Origin of the sequence: Amycolatopsis sp. WQ 127309 (assembly GCF_023023025.1) — a bacterium.
Lineage (GTDB): Bacteria > Actinomycetota > Actinomycetes > Mycobacteriales > Pseudonocardiaceae > Amycolatopsis.
Window position 1 is genome coordinate 8847143 of the sequence record NZ_CP095481.1, and the last position, 15042, is coordinate 8862184.

A 15042-nucleotide genomic window follows, 5' to 3' on the forward strand; every position below is an offset into this window, starting at 1 on the left:
GAAACGCCACGGGCCGGTACCCACCCCACGGTTTCACTCTTCCGAGTGACCTTCCGCAGGACAGCGCGGTTACCCGGGCAAATCCGGCGTGGTTATCCACGCCGGAACGCGGGTAGCCCGGCCCCAGGAGGTATTCCGTGATCGAAGAAGTGAACAAGAAGCCCGCGGCCGAACGCTCGGTCGGCGAGCTGGTGTCGGACCTGTCCGACGAGGTCAAGCGCCTCGTCCGGGACGAGATCCGGCTCGGGGTCATCGAGCTGCAGCACAAGGGCAAGAAAATGGGCTTCGGCGCCGGGTTGTTCGGCGCCGCCGGGCTGTTCGCGCTGTTCGGCGTCGGGGCGCTGGTCGCCACCGCGATCCTCGCACTGGCGCTCGTGGTCCCCGCCTGGCTGGCGGCGCTGATCGTCGCCGTGGCACTGTTCCTGATCGCCGGGGTCGCCGCCCTGGTCGGCAAGAAGGAAGTCACGCAGGCGGTGCCGCCGGTGCCGGAGGAAGCCATCGCCGGTGTCCGCGAAGACGTGGACACCGTGAAACAGGGAGTGCACTCATGAGCGGGGACTTCCCGAAGAACGCGGAAGAGGCGCGGCTCGACCGCGACGCCACCCGTGAAGAGCTGACCGAGACCCTGGACGCGCTCGGGCAGAAGCTCGACGTGAAGACCCGGGTCACCGAGAACATCGACGGCAAGCTCGACCAGGCCACGCTGAAGGTCGCCGACGTCACGAACGAGCCGACCGCGGTGAAGTTCCGCCAAGGCGCCGACGCCGTGCGCAGCAACCCGCTGCCGGTCTTCGCGGGCGTGCTGGGCCTGGTGATCGTGATCCGGCTGATCGCGCGACGGAGGAACTCGTGAACAAGGTCGTCTACAAACCGCTCAGCTGGGGTGTCGGTGCCCTCGGCGGGCTCCTCGCGGGCCAGGTCTTCAAGCAGGTCTGGAAGCGCGCGGCCGGCGAAGAAGACGCCCCGGACGCGATCGACCGCGACTACACCTGGACCCAGGTGATCATCGCGGCCGCCGTCCAGGGCGCGATCTTCGGTGCCGTCAAGGCCGCTACCGAACGAGCCGGCGCGGTCGGTTACCGCAAGGCGACCGGCGACTGGCCGGACGACTGAACCCGAGCCGACCGGCCACAGTGGACGGCCGGGCCGGTGCGCTCACGCGTCCGGACCGGCTTCCGCGGCGGGCAGGCCCACGGCCGCCAGCGCGGCGAGCGCGTCGCCCGTGCGGCGGTGCAGCTTCAGCAGCAGGTCGGCACCGGTCACTTCCAGCGACCGGGTGACCGCGTGCCCGCCGGCGACGACGGCCAGTTCGGTGCGGTCGTCCGCCTCGAGCAGGGACCGGACGCCGGCGCAGCTGAGGAAGCCGACCCGCGACAGGTCGGCGACCAGGCGGTCACCGGTGGCGAGGGCCTCGTCGAGGACGCCGACGGTGGCGGCGTCGATGTCCCCCACCAGGGTGAGGACGCGGACACCACCAGGGCGTTCGGTGGTCGTGACGGTCAACCCGCCGGCTTCGTCGATCGTGCGGAACAAGTGGTACATGGCGCTCCCTTCGCGGCTTTCAGGGGCGCTGACCGGAGCACGTGTCTGAACAACAGCCAACCACCCGACCGTACGCCCCTGCGCCGACAGGTCAACCCCGCGGGTTTTCTTCCCCCGACCTGGGGGAATCCGCCAGGACCAAGATCGGTGCCCCGGAAGGAGATCCATGCGTGTCGTGATCGTCGGCGGCGGGTTCGCCGGGTACCACGCGGCGAAGAGCCTGCGGAAGGAAGCCGAGGACGTCGAGATCGTCGTGCTCAACCCGACGGACTACTTCCTCTACCTGCCGTTGCTGCCGGAGGTGGCGGCCGGGATCCTCGACCCGCGGCGGGTGACCGTGTCGATCCCGGAGACGCTGCCGGGGGTCCGGTTGCTGCTCGGCAAAGCGACGGCGGTCGACTTCGACGCGCGGGCCGTCACGTACACCGATCCCGAGGACGAAGAGCACCGGATCGGGTACGACCGGCTGGTGCTGGCCGCGGGCAGTGTCAACAAGCTGTTGCCGATCCCGGGGGTGCCGGAGTACGCGCACGGCTTCCGCGGCGTGCCCGAGGCGTTGTACCTGCGGGACCACGTCACCCGGCAGATCGAGCTGGCCGCGGCGGCCGAGGACCCGGCCGAACGCGACGCGCGCTGCACGTTCGTGGTCGTCGGCGCGGGGTACACCGGCACCGAGGTGGCCGCGCAGGGCCCGGCCTTCACCGACGCGCTGGCCGCGCGGCACCCCGAGCTCGCCGGGCAGCGGATCCGCTGGCTGCTGGTGGACGTCGCCGAGCGCGTCCTGCCCGAGCTCGACCGGCGGCTCGGGAAGACGGCCGACGAGGTGCTGCGCTCGCGCGGGGTCGAGGTGCTGACGAAGACGTCGGTCGACCACGCGGACGCCAAGGGCGTCACCCTCACCACCGGCGACCTGGTACCGACCCGCACCCTCGTGTGGTGCGTCGGCGTCCGGCCCGACCCGCTGGTCTCGGACCTCGGCCTGGAGACCGCGAAGGGCCGGGTCGTCGTCACGGCCCAGCTGACCGTGCCGGGCCGCGACGACGTGTTCGCCTGCGGTGACGCGGCCGCGGTGCCCGACCTCACCCGGCCGGGCCGCTACACGGCGATGACCGCGCAGCACGCCGAACGCCAGGGCACGCTCGCCGGGCGCAACGTCGCGGCGTCACTCGGCCAGGGCCGCACCCGCAGCTACCGCCACCACGACCTCGGGTTCGTCGTCGACCTCGGCGCCGGGGCCGCGGCGGCGAACCCGCTGCACATCCCGCTCTCCGGCCGCCTGGCCAAAGCCGTGACGCGCGGCTACCACCTGAGCGCGATGCCGGGGAACCGCGTGCGCACAGTCGCCGACTGGGTCCTGGAGTCGCTGACCGGCCGCCAGACCGTCCAGCTCGGACTGGTGCGCGCGCGCTCGGTGCCGCTGGACACGGACTCCCCCGAGCTGCCCCGGCGCTGAGCCGCGCTATTCGTCGTCGAACACGGACAGGGCCTGGCGGCGGTGCAGCAGCTCGAGGGCCGAGTCCAGCTGGCGCTCGAGGTCCTTGAGCCGGACGCGGTCGTCCGCGGTGAGCCCACCGTGGTGGAGGGCGCCGGTGCGCAGCCGGTGTTCTTCGTCGATCAGGTCGGCGATGCGGTCGGTGATCTCGTGGCCTGCCATGGAATACCCTTCGACGGGAGCCTCCGAGAGCATAGCCCGGCCGGCCGGTGGGCGGATCTTCACGGCGTTCCCGCCGCGAGGTCCACGAACGCCCGCACCACCGAGGACACCGACCCCGCGCGCCAGGCCAGGCCCAGGTCGATGCGCGGCACCGGTTCCTCCAGCCGGCGCAGCACCACGCCCTTGCGGCGCAACGCGCGGGCCCGGTGTTCCGGCACCGCGGCGATGCCCGCGCCCTCGGCGACCGCGCGCATCAGCTGCTCGTCCTCCGGCTCCTCGCGCACGATCGGCGGGACGCCGGCCGGCCAGACCTGGGCGCTGATCGCGTCGTACTGGCCCGGGCCGTTCTCGCGCGGCCAGAAGACCACCGGCTCGGCCGCGATCCAGGCCCGCCGCAGGCGGCCGCGGCGGCGGGCGAGGTCGTGGCCGGACGGCAGCGCGATCAGCACCTCCTCCGACCCGACCGCCGCCACCGCGACACCCGGGTGGGTGACCGGCGGGCGCACGAAGCCGAGGTCGATCTCGCCCGCGGCCAGGCGGGCCAGGTTGAAGCTCGTCCAGCCCGTCTCCAGGGCCAGCTCGACACCCGGGAAGCGGGCGCGGTAGGCCGCGACCAGGTCACCGGCCAGCGGGCCGGGTGCCGAGCGCGTGTACGCGATCCGGAGCCGTCCCGAGTCGCCGCGCCCGGCCGCGGTGATCACGCCCCGCGCCCGGTCCAACCGGTCCAGCAGCTCCCGGGCCTCCGTCGCGGCGACGCGGCCCGCGTCCGTCAACGCGAACCGCGGGCCCGACCGGTCCAGCAGCGCGACGCCCAGCTCGGCCTCGAAGGCGCGAATCTGCTGGCTCAGCGACGGCTGCGACACGAACAGCCGGGCGGCCGCCCTGGTGAAGTGCATCTCTTCGACGAGCACGGCGAAGTAGTGCCAGCGGCGCAGGTCCACCCCGCCATTATAGGCGCGTCCTATGGTCTCATCGGGTCTGCGTCTTGGACCGGTACGGCCGTCCGCTGCTGTCCTGGGAACATGACCACGACCAGCGCCTCCCCGGCCCGCACCGACCGCCGGCTGCTCGCCCTCACCGCCGCGGCGGACCGGCGGCTCGTCGACCCGATGGCCGGGTTCGTCGACCTCGCCGGCCTCCGCGCGGCCGTCGAGGAGCTGACCGAGGCCTTCGCCCCGCTCGGGCACGTCCAGCACACCGTCGCCGCCAAGGCGTGCGGCCTCGCGCCGCTGCTGCGGTTCCTCGGCGACCTCGGGATCGACGCCGAGGTCGCCAGCCCCGGCGAGACGGCGGTCGCGGAGGCCGCCGGGCTCCGCGGGCCCCGGCTGGTGCTCGACTCCCCCGCCAAGACCGTCGGCGAGCTCGCCCACGCCCTGGCCGAGGGCACCGCGATCAACGCCGACAACTTCCAGGAGCTGGCCCGGCTCGACCGGCTCGTCGGCGCGGCGCCGCCCCGCTCGGTGCTGGGCCTGCGGATCAACCCGCAGGTCGGGGCCGGCCGGATCGGTGACACGAGCACGGCGACGGCGGCGTCGAAGTTCGGTATCCCGTTGCGGGACCACGGGTATCGCGCGCTGCTGCTCGAGGCGTTCGCGCACCGGCCGTGGCTGAGCCGGCTGCACGTCCACGTCGGGTCGCAGGGCTGCCCGCCCGGGCTGATGGCCGACGGCGTCGCCGCCGTGCACGCGCTCGCCGAGGAGATCAACGCCGAAGCCGGGTACCGGCAGGTCACCAGCATCGACCTCGGCGGCGGCCTGCCGGTGAACTTCGACTCCGACGAACCCGGACCGACCTACGCCGACTACGTCGAGACGCTGCTCGCGCGGGTCCCGGCGCTCGGCGACGGGCGCTACACCTACGTCACCGAGTTCGGCCGGTCCCTGCTGGCGAAGAACGGTTTCCTCGTCAGCGCCGTCGAGTACACGAAGGTCGCGGGCGGGCGGCACATCGCCGTGACGCACGCGGGGGCCCAGGTGGCCGCGCGCACGGTGCTGCAGCCGGAGCACTGGCCGTTGCGGCTCAGCGCGTACGACGCCGCAGGCGTGCCGAAGACCGGCCCCGACGTGCCGCAGGACGTCGCCGGGCCGCTGTGCTTCGCGGGCGACCTGCTCGCCAGGGAACGGCCGCTGCCGCTGCTGGAGCCCGGCGACCTCGTCGTCGCCCACGACACCGGCGCGTACTACTTCGGCGCGCACTACGCGTACAACACGCTGCCGCGCCCGGCCGTCCACGGCTTCGACATCGGCGTGGCCGGCGACGTCCGGTTCACCCCGATCCGCCGGGCGCAGTCCCTCGAAGAGCTGGTCGCGGACGCCGGCGGCGAATACGTCGGAGCGCTCCCGATCGGGTGATCAAGAGCGTACGATCCTCGGACGCCGAGGGGAGACTGCCATGGGGGCCGGTCGCGAATCCGGGTCATTGTCACGTTTTGCCGCATTGCCGGTCGGTCTCGTCGTCGCTGTCCAGGCCGTGGTGCTGACGCTGTTGTCCGGCCGGTACGGCTTCCACCGCGACGAGCTGTACTTCCTCGCCGCGGGCAAGCGACCGGCCTGGGGCTACGTCGACCAGCCGCCGATCACGCCGTGGCTCGCGCGGGCGTCGACGGCGTTGTTCGGCGAGACCCCGATGAGTCTGCGGGTCGCCGCGACCCTGCTGGGCATGGCGACGGTCGTGGTCGTCGTGCTGATCGCCCGCGAGTTCGGCGGCGGCCGCGGTGTCCAGGTGTTCACCGCGGTGGCGACGGCGCTCTCGACGTACGTGCTGGTCGTGTCGCACATGCTCGCGACGAACTCGGCCGACACGCTGCTGTGGTCGCTGATCGCGTTCACCGGCCTGCGGCTGCTGCGCACCGGCGACGGCCGCTGGTGGCTCGCCGTCGGCGCAGCGGCCGGGCTCGGCATGATGAACAAGTGGCTGGTGCTGCTCGTGCTGTCCGGGCTCGGCATCGGCGTGGCCGTCGCCGGGCCGCGCCGGGTCTTCCGGACGTGGTGGCTCGCGGCGGGCATCGGCGTCGCCGCCGTGCTGACCGCGCCGGTGGTGCTCTGGCAGGCGTCGCACGGCTGGCCGATGCTCACCGTCGCGGGCGGGATCAGCGACGACGACGGCGGCGAGAACCGCGTGCTGTTCGTGCCGATGCAGCTGGTCTACCTGTCGCCGGTGCTGGTGCCGGTGTGGATCGCCGGGCTCGTCCGGCCGTGGCGTGACGCCGGCGTGCGCTGGGCCCGCGCGCTCGTGATCGCCTACCCCGTGGTCTGCGTGGAACTCCTGGCGCTGGGCGGGAAGCCGTACTACTCGGTGCCGTTGCTGCTGCCGCTGGTGGCGCTCGGCGCCGAACCCGCGTTGCGGTGGCTGACGCGGACCGGGACGGTGCTGCGGGCGTCGATCGGCGTGGTGACGGCGGTGTGCGTGGTCGTGTCCGTCCTCATCGGACTCCCGGTGGTGCCGGCCACCGCACTGAACGGCGTGCTGCTGGCGGTGAACAAGGAACCCGGCGAGCAGGTCGGCTGGCCGGGGTTCGCCGACACGGTCGCGACGGCGTGGGCTCAGGTTCCGGACAAGGACACCGCCGTCATCCTCACCGACAACTACGGCGAGGCCGGCGCGCTCGAGTACTACGGGCCCGAACGCGGACTGCCGCAGCCGTATTCGCCGCACATGTCCTACGCCGACTGGGGACCGCCGCCGGATCGCATGGTCGGGCCGGTGCTGGTCATCGGCCGGATCGAGCGCGGCTCCCCCGCGTCGCGGCTGATCACCGGCTGCCACGCCGTGGCGACGCACCACAACGCCGAAGGCGTCGACAACGACGAGGACGGCGTCACGATCTCGCTGTGCGACACGCTGACCCGGCCGTGGTCGGCGGCGTGGCCGCAGCTGCGGCGCTTTTACTGAATTGCCCGGTTCGCTACCCTCGGGCGCATGGTGGCGACGCGCACGGCGGTGGTCGTGGTGGGGGCGGGTCCGGCCGGGTTGACGGTGGCGAACCTCCTGCGGCGCGCGGGGATCGCCTGCGTGCTGCTGGAAGAGCGGAGCCGGGGGTTCATCGAACAGCGGCCGCGCGCCGGGTTCATCGAGGAGTGGGCGGTCCGCGGGCTCGAAGCGCGCGGCCTGGGCGACAAGCTCGTCGCGACGGCCCCGCGGCACGAGGAGTTCGAGTTCCGCTTCGCCGGGCAACGGCACGTCGTGCGCTACGGCGACGTCACCGGCCAGCGGCATTTCGTGTACCCGCAACAGCTTCTGGTGACCGACCTGGTCGCGCAGTACACCGACGCGGGCGGCGAAGCGGTGTTCGGGGCGCGCGACGTCCGGCTGCACGACCTGACGTCGGACTCGCCGGCGGTGACATTTCGGACCGCCGACGGCGAGCACCGCGTCGACTGCGACTTCGTAGCGGGCTGCGACGGCGCGCGCGGGGTGTCACAAGGCCACCTGCCGCCGGAAACCACGGTGAAAGCCCACCACGACTACGGAATCGGCTGGCTGGCGCTGCTCGCGGAAGCGCCGCCGTCCGCCGACGGCGTCCTGTTCGGCATCCACCCGCGCGGGTTCGCCGCACACATGGCCCGCACCCCGACGGTGACCCGGTTCTACCTGCAGACCGCACCGGGCGAGACCGAGGCGGACTGGCCGCACGAGCGCGTCTGGGAAGAGCTGCACGCGCGCCTCACCGTGCCGGGCGGCGACATCGTCGAAGGCGAGCTGATCGAGAAGCGGATCCTCGACATGCACAACTACGTCGTCGAGCCGATGTCCCACGGCCGGCTGCACCTGGCGGGCGAGTCAGCGCACCTGGTCGCACCGATCGCCGCGAAGGGCATGAACCTGGCCCTGCACGACGCTTTCCTGCTCACGGAGGCGCTGCAGGCGCACTACGCCGGCGATCCGACGCGGCTGGCCGGGTACTCCGCCGCGTGCCTGCCGCTGGTCTGGCAGTACCAGGAGTTCTCGCTGTGGCTGTCGGAGATCTTCCACAACACCGCCGCCGCGACGGACAACCCGTTCCTGGCGCGCATCGCGGAAGCCCGGATGCGCCGCCTGCTGGGATCGCCCGCCGCGGTGGCGGCGTTCGCGGAGCTGTACATCGGCAAGAACGCCGACTTCTAGCTCCAGGCGATCTTGAACACCCAGGCAAAGCGGCCCGCCTGCCGGGCCGCGTCCGGGACGTCGATCACCAGGGCGCCGTTTTCGACGCTCCAGTGCAGGTTTCCGCGGTAACCCAGCAGCGTCACGCGGTCGCCGGAGCGGACCGGGACCGGCGCGTCGACCACCAAGCGGCTGCCCGGCGCGGCGAGCGAATGCACGTAGAACGCCTCGTTCTGCTTGACCGTGAACCGCAGGTCGCCGAGCTGGGCCATCCGCGACCAGTACGTCGTGCCGTAGATCGCCTCGCCGTTGACCTTCAGCCAGGCACCCGCGTCGCGCAAGTGCTGCTGCATCACCGCCGGGATGGTGCCGTCGTAGTCCGGGCCGATGTCGAGCAGGAAATTGCCGTTCTTCGACACGATGTCGACGAGCGTGCGGACGACCTCCTCGGCCGTCATGTACTCGTCGTCCGGGGTCGCGCGGTTGTAGCCGTAGGAGAACGGGTCCAGGCCGCGGCTCGCCTCCCACTTCGCCACCACCGTGTTCGGGTACGTCGTGTACTCCGGCGTGGTGAAGTCGTGGTCCGGGATGCCGCCGCGATCGTTGTAGGTGACGTCCTTGGGGTGCCGTCGGTTCTTCGCGCGGTTGAAGTACTCCGTGAGCACGTCGCGGCTGTCGTTGTCGCCGCCGATGTCGAACCACAGGACGTCCGGGTCGAACTCGCGGATCAGCTCGAGCACCTGCGGCGCCTGGTAGTCGCGGACGAAGTCCTTGCCCGCGGTGTAGCCGGTGTAGGGCACCGGCGCGCCGGTGTACGGGTTGCGCGGCGCGTGGCCCATCCACGGGTTGTCCGGGTTGAACCACTCCGGCAGCGAGAAGTACAGGCCGTTGCGCAGCTGCGGCGTGTACTTGCGGGACGCCGCGAACAGCTCGGCGATGACGTTCCGCTTCGGGCCGAGCTTGACCGAGTTGCGGTCGCTGACCTTGGTGTCCCACAACGCGAAGCCGTCGTGGTGCTTGGACGTCAGGACGTAGTACTCGGCGCCCGCGTCCGCGATCAGCTTCAGCCAGGCGCGCGGGTCGAACTTCTTCGCCGTGAACATCGGGATGAAGTCGTCGTAGCCGAAGTTCTCGCCGTACTTCTGGGCGTGGTAGGCGTAGGTCGCGCCGTTGGGGTCCTGCTGGTTCTGCCAGTACCACTCGGCGTACTGCTGCCCGACCGGCGCCCACGCGGGCACGGCGTAGACGCCCCAGTGGATGAAGATGCCGAACTTGCTGTCGGTGAACCAATAAGGCGCGCGGTGCGTCGAGAGCGACGCGTCGGTCGGCCGGAAGTCCGGGACGCCGAGGGTGATCGGCACCTGCTGGGTGGCGAGCGTGCCGCGCCCGGCCGTCACGCGCAGCTGGCCGTTCGTGGTCGTGCCGGGCGGGACGGACGCGTTCGGCGCCAGGCCGAGCCGGACGGTCGCCTGCTCCCCCGGCGCGAGCGCACGGATGGTCGCCGGGACCGTGGTGCGGCCGCCGGGGACGTCGAGGGTCACCGTGACGCGGTCGCGGGCCCCGAGCCAGACGGTGCCGGCGTTCACCACGGTCGCCTCGGCGGCCTGCGGCCCGCCGTCGGTGAGCAGGTTCGCCGTCGAGCGGCCGTCCAGCACCAGCGCGGACCGGCCGACGGCGACGGGCTGCAGGGTGAGCGCGAAGACGTGCAGGCTGGAGACGTTCGGCGCGGGTGCCGCGGTCGTCGGCAGGGTCAGCGCGACGGCGTCGCGGGCCGGGTCGACCCAGACCTGGCCGGTGGCCAGGGAAACCGGGTTGGCGTCGACGACGCCGCCCGGCGCGTAGCGGAACGACGAGACCAGCGCGCCGCTGCCGGTGTACCAGTCCGGGCCGGAGAGCGAGCCGGTGCTGGTGCTGCCGTCGGCGTAGTGCACGGTCGCCGTGCCGCCGGTGGTGCCGTAGCTGGCGGCGACCAGGAAGTACGCGACGAAGTAGCGGCCCTTCGGCAGGTCGAGCGTCTGGCCGGTGGCGACGACGTTGTTCTTCGCCCCGGCGGCCGCGGAGCCGAGCAGGAACGGGACGCCGCCGACGGTCGCCGTCCGCCCGACCGGCAGCTGCTCGGCCGGGAAGGTGTAGCCGGACCCGTCGAAGTCGCCGCCGGTGGCGGCCGCGCTGTCGATGCCGTCGTTGGAGAACCAGGCGTCGAGCGCCACCGGGACGGGCGGCGGTGGCGGCACGATCGGGGTGTCGGGCGTGTCGCCGGCGGCGTCCGAAGCCGCGGCGGGCGTCAGGCCGGCCGCACTCAGCGCCACGGCGGCGCCGGCGGCCATGCCGAGTGCTTGACGGCGAGGGAAGGTCGTCACTGAACCTCCAGGGATCGGATGAGTACGGGCAGACTGGCCCCCCAGTGGGCCGATCTGTGGTTACTGAAGCTGATTCATCCGATGACTGACCCTGCTCGTCCGGGTTCGCCGTGTCAAGAGGGACGATCAAAGTGAACCGGGCTCACGTCCGGCGCGTGGTTCTCAGTGACGAGCTGCAGCACTCGCACCAGACCCAGCCGGACCGAGAGGCCAGACCATGTCCACCCACCCGAGCGCGCTGAGCCGCCGCGCGATCGCCATGCTCAAAGCGGTCGGCGAGGGCCGTGCCGAACTCCGCTGCAGCTGCGAACCCGACCTCCGCGTCGACGGATTGTCGTGCTGCGACCAGAACGCCGCCCACGACCTGGCCCGCGCCGGCCTGATCCGCGCCGCGGTCCTGGCGGCGCCCGGCCAGTGGACACCGGCCGAACTGACCGACGCCGGGCACCGCGCACTGGACGTGGTCCCCGCCGCCGCTTGAGCTTGCTGTTCCCCAGCCGTGGATGGCACATCGAGGGCCTTGAAGTCTCTCGATGTGCCATTCACGGCTTTCGGGGGTTACTCGCCGGTGACGAGAATCCCGGCACGCGCGCCCCTCAACGGGCCGACGCCTCCGCCGGAACGGCCAACTCAGCGCCCGGAGCAGCCAACACGGCGCCCGGAATGGCCGACACAGCGCCCGGAACGACCAACACGCCCGGGATTCCGGGATAGACCCTGCGGCCGTGTTGGCCATTCCGGGCAGTGTGTTGGCCACTCCGGCGAGCGTGTTGGCCACTCCGGACGGCGAGTTAGCCGTCGCGAGCGACGTGTTGGCCACTCCACGGGCATGTCGGCCGCTCCAGCGGCCGTGTTGGCCATTCCGGGCAGTGTGTTGGCCATTCCGGGCAGTGTGTTGGCCACTCTGGCGAGCGTGTTGGCCGCTCCGGGCGGCGAGTTAGCCGTCGCGAACGACGTGTTGGCCACTCCGGCGGGCGGGTTGGCCACCCGCGGGCGGTGGGTTGGCGCTTGCGGGCAAAAAGCCAGTGGTCTGGGTGAACCGGGTCAGGGTGGCGGCCGTGCTTGGGGGTGAGGGCGTTCTCGCACACGCCCTCCGGGGTTGCCCCGACGCAACGATCCGGGCCAGCCTCCGCTTCGGATCGGGACCGGGGCACTCCGGCGAGCGGCCGTCGCGGCAACGGCCACCTCGCGCGGGCCCGCCCGGCATCCCCAGAATCCCGGGCGGGTCCGCCCAGGGGGAACCCTAGGGAAACTGCCGGCGAAACAGCAACTTGCCGTTACTGTCCGGGATCTTGTCCGGTCCGCTCACCTGATCAGCGGTCGCTGGTTCGAGTGACAGGCGCGACCGTGTGGGGCATGCGACGCTTTCTGGCCGTGGGCACGGCCGTCTTGGCGGGGTTGGCCATCCTCACGACGTCCGGTGGTGCGAACCCGGAAAGCGCTGTCCCGGCCCTCGCTCAACAGTCCGTCGGCGGCTGGGCCGGCACCTGGGCCGCGGCTCCCGCGTCCGGCGTGCCGAACACCCCGGACGGCTACCCCGGTTACTCGATCCGCAACGTCGTGCACACCAGCGTCGGCGGCGGGCGGGCCCGGATCCACCTCTCGAACGCCTTCGGCACCAGCGCCGTCACCTTCGGGCACGTCACCGTCGCGGTCGAGGCGACCGGGGCCGACGCCGTCCCCGGCACGCTGCGGTCGCTGACGTTCGGCGGCGCGCCCAGTGTCGTCGTCCCGAACGGTGCCGAGGTGCTGAGCGACCCGGTCGGCCTGCGGGTCCCGGCGGACGCCAACCTGCTCGTGACGACCTACGTGCCGACGAAGTCCGGGCCGGTGACCTACCACCCGGCCGCGGCGCAGACGTCGTACTTCACCCGCGCCGGCGACTTCACCGCCAGCGAGTCGGGCGCGCCCTACACCGAGCAGACGTCCGTGTGGCACTACGTGTCCGGCGTCGACGTCCAGGGTGGCGCCGAAGCCACTGTGGTGACGCTCGGCGACTCGATCACCGACGGCGTCGGCTCCACCACCGGGGCCAACCACCGCTGGCCGGACTACCTGGCCGACCGGCTGCACGGCCGGTTCGGCGTGCAGAACGCCGGTATCAGCGCCAACCGGCTGCTGCTCGACGTCCCGGGCAGCGGCGCGGGCCAGAACGCGCTCTCCCGGTTCGACCGCGACGTGCTCGGCGTCGGCGGCGTGCGGACGCTGATCGTGCTGGAAGGCATCAACGACATCCAGCAGGACCCGCACCAGACCGACCCGGACGCGATCACCTCGGCCTACCGCCAGCTGGTCGCGCAGGCCCACGCCCGCGGCATCCGGGTCCTCGGCGGCACGCTCACGCCGTTCAAGGGCTGGGGCGTCTACGACGAGACCCTGGAAGCCACCCGCACGGCGGTGAACCGGTTCATCCGCACCAGCAACGTCTTCGACGCCGTGGTCGACTTCGACGCGGCGGTCCGCGACCCGGCCGACCCGCTCCGGATGCTGCCCGCCTACGACTCCGGCGACCACCTCCACCCCGGCGACGCCGGCTACGAGCGAATGGCCGCCGCGGTCCGCCTCGACCGGCTGTGATCACTCACGCGGGATGAAGGCCACCGCGATCAAGCTCAGCACCGCCACTCCCACCAGGTAGAGCGACACCGACAACGACGTCCCCGTCGCGGTCTGCAGTGCCGTCGCGATCAACGGGGCGAAACCGCCGCCCAGTACCGCGCCCACGGCGTACGAGAACGACGCGCCGCTGTAGCGGAAGCGCGGTTCGAACAACTCCGCGAACAACGCCGACTGCGGGCCGTACGTCGCGCCGAGGCCGATGTTCAGCACCACCACGGCGACGATCAGCCACACCGTCTGGCGGGTGTCGACCAGCAGGAAGAACGGGATCGGCCACACCACGAGCAGCACCGAACCCCAGAGGTACACCGGTTTGCGGCCGACGCGGTCCGACCACGCCGCCGTCACCAGGATGCTCACCAGCCACGTGACGCTGCCGGCGATCACCACCACCAGCAACGTGGTGCGGTCGATCTTCAGCACGGAAGTGCCGTAGGACAACAGGTACGCGAGGAAGATGTAGCCGATCGCGGTGTTGGCGATGAAACTCCCCGACGCCACCAGCAGCGCTCGCGGCCGTTCGCGAAAGACGTCGACCATCGGCCGCCGGCTGCGTGCCGCCGAGTCCCGTAGCTGAGCGAACACCGGGCTTTCCTCGATCCGCAGCCGGATCACCAGGCCGACGCCGACGAGCACGATGCTCAGCAGGAACGGCACCCGCCAGCCCCACGCCGCGAACTGCGCGTCGGTCAGCGATTTGCCGAGGACGAAGAACACCAGCTGCGCGAGGATCAGCCCGGCCGGGACGCCGATCTGCGAGAACGCGCCGTAGCGGCCCCGCCGGCCCTCCGGCGCGTGCTCGACGGCCATCAGCGCCGCGCCGCCCCATTCGCCGCCCGCGCTCAGGCCCTGCAGCAGCCGCAGCACGAGGAGCAGGATCGGGGCCCACACGCCGATCGCGCTGTAGGTCGGGAGCAGGCCGACGCCGACGGTCGCCACGCCCATCAGGACCAGCGACAGCACGAGCATCGCCTTGCGGCCGACGCGGTCGCCGAAGTGACCCCACAGGATCCCGCCGACCGGGCGGGCCAGGAAGCCCACCCCGAGCGTCGCGAACGCGGCCAGCGTGCCGGACGCCGGCGAGAGCGTCGTGAAGAAGAGCTTGCCGAAGACCAGCGCGGTCGCGGTGCTGTAGATGAAGTAGTCGTACCACTCGATCGTGGTCCCGATGGCGCTGGCCACGGCGACCCGCCGCAGCTGCCCGGGCGCGGCGGGCACCGCCTGCGTGCTCACGAGCCGGCCATCGCGGCGACCGGCACCAGGTCCTCGGCGAGCAGGTCCATCAGCAGGCCGTCGTGCCAGCTGCCGTCCGGCCCGCGCTCGTAGGAGCGCATCGTGCCGACCGGCCGGAAGCCGAGTGCCTGGTAGAGCTTGATCGCGGACTCGTTGTCCGCGGCCGGGTCGATCACGACCCGGTGGTGGCCGCGCACCGTGAACAGGTGCTCGGCCAGCGCCCGGATGGCGTCCGAGCCGAGGCCGTGGCCCTGGAAGTCCGGGTGCACGGCGATGTCGATCCCGGCGTGCCGGTACTGCGGATCGGCCTCCTCGAAGGCGAGTTCGATACCCACGACGACGTCGTCGTGTTCGATCGCGTAGGTCGTGGTGCCCTCGTCGGGGTCCAGCAGATAGGACACCTGGGCGGCCACCGGCTCCTCGGCGTCGGCCCACCAGCGGGCGACATCGGGATGCGACAGGATCTCCTCGAACCGGGCGGCGTCCGTGACTGCGGCGGGCCGCAGCCGGACACGGCTTCCGGTGATCAGGCCGGTCATCGGCCCAGTGTCG

14 protein-coding genes and 1 pseudogene are annotated in these 15042 nt (G+C 72.0%); 9 read left to right on the plus strand and 6 right to left on the minus strand.

The window, feature by feature from the left end:
- Nucleotides 1-137 precede the first annotated feature (137 nt).
- Genes MUY22_RS38940 through MUY22_RS38950 form a run of 3 tightly spaced genes read left to right on the plus strand, consistent with a single transcriptional unit; the run spans nt 138 to nt 1113 of the window.
- A complete protein-coding gene (locus MUY22_RS38940) occupies nt 138-551 on the plus strand; it encodes a phage holin family protein (RefSeq protein WP_247052181.1) in 414 nt (137 codons plus the stop codon).
- Complete coding sequence (locus tag MUY22_RS38945; protein WP_247052182.1) at nt 548-853, plus strand: DUF3618 domain-containing protein; 306 nt, start codon at nt 548-550, stop codon at nt 851-853. The genes MUY22_RS38940 and MUY22_RS38945 overlap by 4 nt, the downstream gene beginning before the upstream one ends.
- A complete protein-coding gene (locus tag MUY22_RS38950) occupies nt 850-1113 on the plus strand; it encodes a DUF4235 domain-containing protein (RefSeq protein WP_247052183.1) in 264 nt (87 codons plus the stop codon). Before MUY22_RS38945 ends, MUY22_RS38950 begins: the two co-directional genes overlap by 4 nt.
- Nucleotides 1114-1155: 42 nt before the next feature.
- Here MUY22_RS38950 and MUY22_RS38955 read toward each other — a convergent pair whose 3' ends face one another.
- Nucleotides 1156-1542, minus strand: a complete 387-nt coding sequence (locus tag MUY22_RS38955) for an STAS domain-containing protein (RefSeq protein ID WP_247052184.1) — start codon at nt 1540-1542, stop codon at nt 1156-1158.
- 166 nt (nt 1543-1708) lie between these two features.
- Between MUY22_RS38955 and MUY22_RS38960 the strand changes: the two genes are divergently transcribed.
- Nucleotides 1709-2995, plus strand: a complete 1287-nt coding sequence (locus MUY22_RS38960) for an NAD(P)/FAD-dependent oxidoreductase (protein WP_247052185.1) — start codon at nt 1709-1711, stop codon at nt 2993-2995.
- 6 nt (nt 2996-3001) lie between these two features.
- Here the strand turns inward: MUY22_RS38960 and MUY22_RS38965 are convergent, their stop codons facing one another.
- Complete coding sequence (locus tag MUY22_RS38965) at nt 3002-3196, minus strand: DUF2630 family protein (RefSeq protein WP_247052186.1); 195 nt, start codon at nt 3194-3196, stop codon at nt 3002-3004.
- Between the two features lie 59 nt (nt 3197-3255).
- Nucleotides 3256-4137 carry a LysR family transcriptional regulator gene (locus tag MUY22_RS38970; protein WP_247052187.1) on the minus strand — a complete coding sequence of 294 codons (882 nt, stop codon included), beginning with the start codon at nt 4135-4137 and terminating at the stop codon, nt 3256-3258.
- An 81-nt stretch (nt 4138-4218) separates the two neighbouring features.
- Here MUY22_RS38970 and MUY22_RS38975 point away from each other — a divergent pair, with 81 nt between their 5' ends.
- From MUY22_RS38975 to MUY22_RS38985, 3 genes are all read left to right on the plus strand, one after another.
- Nucleotides 4219-5547 carry a diaminopimelate decarboxylase gene (locus tag MUY22_RS38975; protein ID WP_247052188.1) on the plus strand — a complete coding sequence of 443 codons (1329 nt, stop codon included), beginning with the start codon at nt 4219-4221 and terminating at the stop codon, nt 5545-5547.
- 85 nt (nt 5548-5632) lie between these two features.
- Nucleotides 5633-7087, plus strand: a complete 1455-nt coding sequence (locus MUY22_RS38980) for a glycosyltransferase family 39 protein (protein ID WP_247052189.1) — start codon at nt 5633-5635, stop codon at nt 7085-7087.
- A gap of 27 nt (nt 7088-7114) precedes the next feature.
- A complete protein-coding gene (locus tag MUY22_RS38985; RefSeq protein WP_247052190.1) occupies nt 7115-8299 on the plus strand; it encodes a 4-hydroxybenzoate 3-monooxygenase in 1185 nt (394 codons plus the stop codon).
- Here MUY22_RS38985 and MUY22_RS38990 read toward each other — a convergent pair.
- Complete coding sequence (locus MUY22_RS38990) at nt 8296-10638, minus strand: alpha-L-fucosidase (RefSeq protein ID WP_247052191.1); 2343 nt, start codon at nt 10636-10638, stop codon at nt 8296-8298. The two genes, MUY22_RS38985 and MUY22_RS38990, sit on opposite strands and share 4 nt — an antisense overlap.
- 217 nt (nt 10639-10855) lie before the next feature.
- Here MUY22_RS38990 and MUY22_RS38995 point away from each other — a divergent pair, with 217 nt between their 5' ends.
- Both MUY22_RS38995 and MUY22_RS39000 read left to right on the plus strand, forming a co-directional pair.
- Nucleotides 10856-11119 (plus strand): hypothetical protein, encoded by a 264-nt coding sequence (locus MUY22_RS38995; RefSeq protein WP_247052192.1) that lies wholly within the window; start codon nt 10856-10858, stop codon nt 11117-11119.
- 875 nt (nt 11120-11994) lie between these two features.
- The gene (locus MUY22_RS39000; RefSeq protein ID WP_247052193.1) at nt 11995-13215 is read left to right on the plus strand and encodes an SGNH/GDSL hydrolase family protein; all 1221 of its coding nucleotides are present in this window, start codon (nt 11995-11997) and stop codon (nt 13213-13215) included.
- Here MUY22_RS39000 and MUY22_RS39005 read toward each other — a convergent pair.
- Nucleotides 13173-14490 (minus strand): annotated as a pseudogene (locus tag MUY22_RS39005) (MFS transporter). The gene MUY22_RS39000 and the pseudogene MUY22_RS39005 sit on opposite strands and share 43 nt — an antisense overlap.
- Nucleotides 14487-15029: a GNAT family N-acetyltransferase gene (locus MUY22_RS39010; protein WP_247052194.1), complete on the minus strand. Its 543-nt coding sequence runs from the start codon at nt 15027-15029 to the stop codon at nt 14487-14489. Before MUY22_RS39010 ends, MUY22_RS39005 begins: the two are co-directional and overlap by 4 nt.
- Nucleotides 15030-15042: the final 13 nt, after the last annotated feature.